4 protein-coding genes are annotated in these 4,881 nt (G+C 63.3%); 3 read left to right on the top strand and 1 reads right to left on the bottom strand.

The annotated features are described in order from the left end of the window. Positions 1-100: 100 nt before the first annotated feature. On the bottom strand, positions 101-1,342 hold the full coding sequence (locus GTK09_RS26955; protein WP_163466465.1) for an FAD-dependent monooxygenase: 1,242 nt from the start codon (positions 1,340-1,342) through the stop codon (positions 101-103). Between the two features lie 122 nt (positions 1,343-1,464). Between GTK09_RS26955 and GTK09_RS26950 the strand changes: the two genes are divergently transcribed. From GTK09_RS26950 to GTK09_RS26940, 3 genes are all read left to right on the top strand, one after another. Then, on the top strand, positions 1,465-2,025 hold the full coding sequence (locus GTK09_RS26950) for a TetR/AcrR family transcriptional regulator (protein WP_203561237.1): 561 nt from the start codon (positions 1,465-1,467) through the stop codon (positions 2,023-2,025). A gap of 103 nt (positions 2,026-2,128) precedes the next feature. Further along, on the top strand, positions 2,129-4,120 hold the full coding sequence (locus GTK09_RS26945) for a conjugal transfer protein TraG (RefSeq protein ID WP_163466463.1): 1,992 nt from the start codon (positions 2,129-2,131) through the stop codon (positions 4,118-4,120). 7 nt (positions 4,121-4,127) lie between these two features. Next, on the top strand, positions 4,128-4,562 hold the full coding sequence (locus GTK09_RS26940; protein WP_163466462.1) for a ribbon-helix-helix domain-containing protein: 435 nt from the start codon (positions 4,128-4,130) through the stop codon (positions 4,560-4,562). Positions 4,563-4,881: the final 319 nt, after the last annotated feature.

The following is a 4,881-nucleotide window of genomic DNA, read 5'->3' as shown; positions in this document are numbered from 1 at the left end:
TGTCGCCAGGCGCGATGGCGGCGTCGACTGGAGCTTTGGTCGCAAGCGTGGATTGGGGATCTCGTGACACAACTGGGCTCGTTCGGAGCTGCGGCTTCCGTCAAGAAGCACGTTTTCCGAACCGGGAGTAATCGGGAAGCTGCAGCATGGCGTGCACCTTCCGGGGATCGTCCCCGAGAGCCTGTGGCATCCTATGTGAAGCGATGCTCTCCAGGGTACGATTACGTGCATCCAGCTCCTGCTGTGTTCGAGGCAGGAGCAGCGACCCGCCCGCCTTCGTTGCCAGGGCCTGGTTGGCCTCGGCGAAGGGCCGAACGATCCCCTCATAGGACGCAAATGCTTCGGCCGGCTCGTCGTTCGAGGCCAACTCTCCGGCCAGCACGTAAGCCCCCACCAGCGCGAGGCTGGTGCCCTGACCCGAAAGAAAGGAGGGAGCAAATGCCGCATCGCCGACCAGTCCCACGCGACCGCACGACCACGCGGGCATGCGAATTTGACCCACCGTGTCGAAATAGAGGTCGTCCGCGGTCTTCATGGCTTCGATCAGTCGCGGCACGATCCAGCCATCACCGGCAAACATCCGCTCCGTGCGTTGGCGCTGCTCGTCGAGGTCGGCATGCGCCCCAAATGGCGGCTCGTCCGTGGCGAAGTTGAGAAATGCCGACATCGTGCCACTGTCGCCGACAGCGAATGCCCCCGCGCTTCGTCCCGGCTCGGAGTAGATCACGGCTTCGCTGGACAGTCCCAGCTCGTTCGGGAGCGAAAACAGATTGAAGCAGTGGCCGAGATAGTGGCTGAACTGCTTCTCGGGACCGAAGGCCAGCTGCCGAGTACGAGAATGCAGGCCGTCGGCTCCGACGATGAGGTCGAAGCGGTCGCGCTCTCCGCTTCGAAATTGCACGTCCACCCCGGCACCGCATGGCGCGTACGTCTCGACAGTGTCATTGAAGCGGTAGCTGACCGACTCGCTGCAGGTCAGCGCGTAGAGCTTGTCAGTCAGGGTGCCACGCGGCAATTCGATGTCGCGACCAGCTTCGCTGCCGGTGAGATCCTCCATCGCAACGACGCCAACCACCTCTCCGTCGGCATCCACGAACGTTGTTCGGCGGGAATGGACATGCGCAGCCTCAACCTGCGGAAGGATCCCCATACGCTCGACGACGTCGACGGCCGTGCCGCGGATGTCGATGGGGTATCCGCCGCTGCGAACGCCCGCCGTACGTTCCACCACAGTGACGGCAAACCCGTATCGAGCAAGCCAATAGGCGACTGTAGGACCAGCAATGCTTGCGCCAACGACCAACACGCTGCCGCGCGAGTTGCGATTGCGCCGAACGGACATGAGATCCTCCTCGTTTGGATGCAGAACGGATCTAAAGCATGATCGAGGGAGCATCAATAAGATGCATGATGAATCTTATTTTCTAAGCGTGAGGTGAGGCGTTGGAACGTCGACGTGGCAGGGTGCTCGAGAACGCGATCCTCGATGCGGCCTGGGCAGAGTTGGCTGAGCGTGGCTATCCCGGGTTCACTCTGGAAGGCGTGGCCAAGCGGGCCTGCACGAGCAGACCTGTCCTTCACCGCCGCTGGCCGAGCCGAAGCAAGCTCGCGACCGCGGCGATGGCGCGCTTCGTTGCGCTCAATCCGATCAAGATTCCGGACCTCGGCAGCGTGCGTGACGAGATGAAGGTGCTGCTCCGGCTCCTGTCGGATCGGGCACGGCCCGACCTCGTCCGACTACTGTTCGACCTGCAGGCAGACCTGGCGGGCAGCGCGTCGAGCTTCGCCGAAGCAAAAGGCGGCATCGTCGAGCAGCGACATGTCGCAGCGATCCTCGAGCGGGGCATCGCTCGCGGCGAAATCGATGCCGCTCGTGTGACGTCCCGGATCGCGGATCTTCCCACGGATCTTGCACGACACGAGATCCTGATGACGTTCGCGCCGCTGCCGAAAGAGGCGATCGACGAGATCGTGGATGAAATCTTCTTGCCCTTGGTCCGCGCGCCAGTGCCGGACCCACGCTGACACCGGTAATGTCGTCCGAGAGTGCGAGCGTCCCGCCAATATCTCGACACCCGCTTGAACCGTCCCGGTACCACGCCCGACTTTCTCCAAAAAGGAGAAGCGCGTGCCGGCAACGAAGATTCTCTGGGGGCAGATTGTCATCGTCGTTGCGATCGTTCTCGCGACGACCTGGACGGCGACTGAATGGACCGCGTGGCGACTTGGGTTTCAGGCACAGCTCGGGAGGCCATGGTTCGAGATTGCGGCTTGGCCGGTCTACCAACCCCCAGCGTTCTTCTGGTGGTGGTACTTCTACGATGCCTATGCGCCGCCGGTCTTCGTCGAGGGTGCGTACATTGCCGCGTCCGGTGGTTTCCTCGCCATCGCCGTGGCGGTGGGCATTTCGGTTTGGCGGGCGCGGGAGGCGAAGAACGCCGAGACTTTCGGCTCGGCCCGCTGGGCGCGGCCGGACGAGGTAAAAGCTGCCAGTCTGCTTGGACCCGACGGCGTCGTCCTCGGCAAGTTCGATCACAGTTATCTGCGCCATGATGGGCCGGAGCATGTGCTGTGCTTCGCGCCGACACGCTCCGGCAAGGGCGTCGGCCTCGTGGTACCCTCGCTGCTGACCTGGCCGGGCTCAGCCATCGTTCACGACATCAAGGGCGAGAACTGGCAGATCACGGCCGGCTTTCGCGCTCGGCACGGCCGCGTGCTGCTGTTCGATCCGACCAACTCGAAGTCAGCCGCCTACAATCCGCTGCTGGAGGTGCGCCGTGGAGAATGGGAGGTGCGCGACGTCCAGAACATCGCCGACATCCTGGTCGACCCGGAAGGCAGCCTCGAGAAGCGGAACCACTGGGAGAAGACCAGCCACGCGCTCTTGGTCGGCGCCATCCTTCATGTCCTCTATGCCGAGGCGGACAAAACGCTCGCCGGCGTTGCCGCTTTCCTTTCCGATCCTCGCCGACCGATCGAGGCGACGCTCGCCGCGATGATGAAGACGCCGCATCTGGGATCGGCCGGACCGCATCCTGTCATCGCCAGCGCCGCACGCGAACTCCTCAACAAGTCGGACAACGAACGCTCAGGCGTGCTCTCCACCGCCATGTCGTTCCTCGGTCTCTACCGCGATCCCGTCGTCGCCGAGGTCACGCAGCGCTGCGACTGGCGCATCGCCGATATCGTCGGCGGCGCGCGACCGGTCACGCTCTACCTCGTTGTACCGCCCTCGGACATCGCCCGCACCAAGCCGCTGATCCGCCTGATCCTCAACCAGATCGGCCGAAGATTGACCGAGGATTTGCGGGCCAACGGCAGACACCATCGGCTCCTGCTGATGCTGGACGAGTTTCCGGCGCTGGGGCGGCTCGACTTCTTCGAAAGCGCGCTCGCCTTCATGGCAGGTTACGGCCTGAAGGCCTTCCTCATTGCCCAGTCGCTGAACCAGATCGAGAAGGCGTATGGGCCGAACAACTCGATCCTCGACAACTGCCATGTCCGGGTGAGCTTTGCGACCAATGACGAGCGCACCGCCAAACGGGTGTCGGACGCCCTTGGCACGGCCACCGAGCTGCGGGCGATGAAGAACTATGCCGGCCATCGGCTGTCGCCCTGGCTCGGCCACCTGATGGTGTCACGCTCGGAAACGGCGCGGCCTCTGCTGACGCCGGGTGAGGTCATGCAGCTGCCGCCAGCGGACGAGATCGTCATGGTGGCGGGTACGCCGCCGATCCGGGCAAAGAAGGCACGGTACTTCGAGGACACGCGGTTTGCCGATCGGGTGTTGCCGCCGCCGGTGCTGATCAAGCACGACGCTTCAGCTGCCGACGACTGGAGCACAATGCCGATGCCGACCCAGCCGACAAGCACCACGGAGAACGCCAATGGCGCCTCGAGCAACGACGACGATCCCACAGAATCGGAGCACCGCAAGCAGCCGGAACTGGCCCGCGTGATACCGATCGAGAAACCCGTGACGACGCCTGCTAATGAATTCGATCTCGACTTCGATGCGGAAGCCGATGACGACGCAACACGAATCGGCCGCGTCGACCGGCTGATGCAGGGCGTGGCGCGGCAGGTTTCGCTCGATCCCGCCGACGGCATGGATTTGTGAGGCGCCGATGAGCAAGCCGCAGAAGAAACAGCGCCTGTCCGTCTATCTCGATCCGCCGATCATGAAGGCACTCGCGGAATATGCCGCCCGCCGCGATCATTCGCGATCGCTCGTCGCCGAAGCGGCGATTGCCTCGTTCCTGTCGCCTGACGCCCTTGAACGGCAGGAGGCGGCGACGACCAAGCGTCTCGACCAGCTCGACCGCCGGCTAACGCGGCTCGAGCGCGATCTCGGCATCTCGGTCGAGATGCTGGCTCTCTTCGTCCGCTTCTGGCTGATCTCCAATCCGCCGCTGCCAGAGACCGCGCAGGCGGCGGCGCGGGCTCAGGCCGGCGAGCGCTACGATGCCTTCGTCGCGGCGCTGGGCCGGCGCCTCGCCAAGGGGCCAAAGCTCCAGCAGGAGATCTCCGAGGAGATCGATCCATCGCAGCGGCTCGGGTAATCCTAGAACACTGGCCTTTAGTGGAGATCGCAGCTCGCATTGTAGCGTTGAACGATTTGTCAGGTTGGGGCCGAAACCTGCCGTTCGCCTGTCCGACCGAATCTTAAAAAAAGAACTATCCTGGTTCGTCCTGGGCGGCCGCACCTTTGAGTTTGAACCAAGGGCCTCGAATTTGATTGCTCCATCAGATTGTCTGTCCTCTTAATCTTCTTTCCATGCTATTTTTGGGAAGGAGGACCGAACCATGGGACCGTCACCATCAAGGAAGTCCGCAGGGCCGCGTGATGCGGCCACCAAGGTTGCGCATCATCGCCTGAGT

The organism is Jiella pacifica (genome assembly GCF_010500815.1).
Taxonomy (GTDB): domain Bacteria; phylum Pseudomonadota; class Alphaproteobacteria; order Rhizobiales; family Rhizobiaceae; genus Jiella; species Jiella pacifica.
The sequence above is the reverse complement of the archived record's forward strand: the minus strand, read 5'-3'. Positions and strand labels throughout refer to the sequence as shown.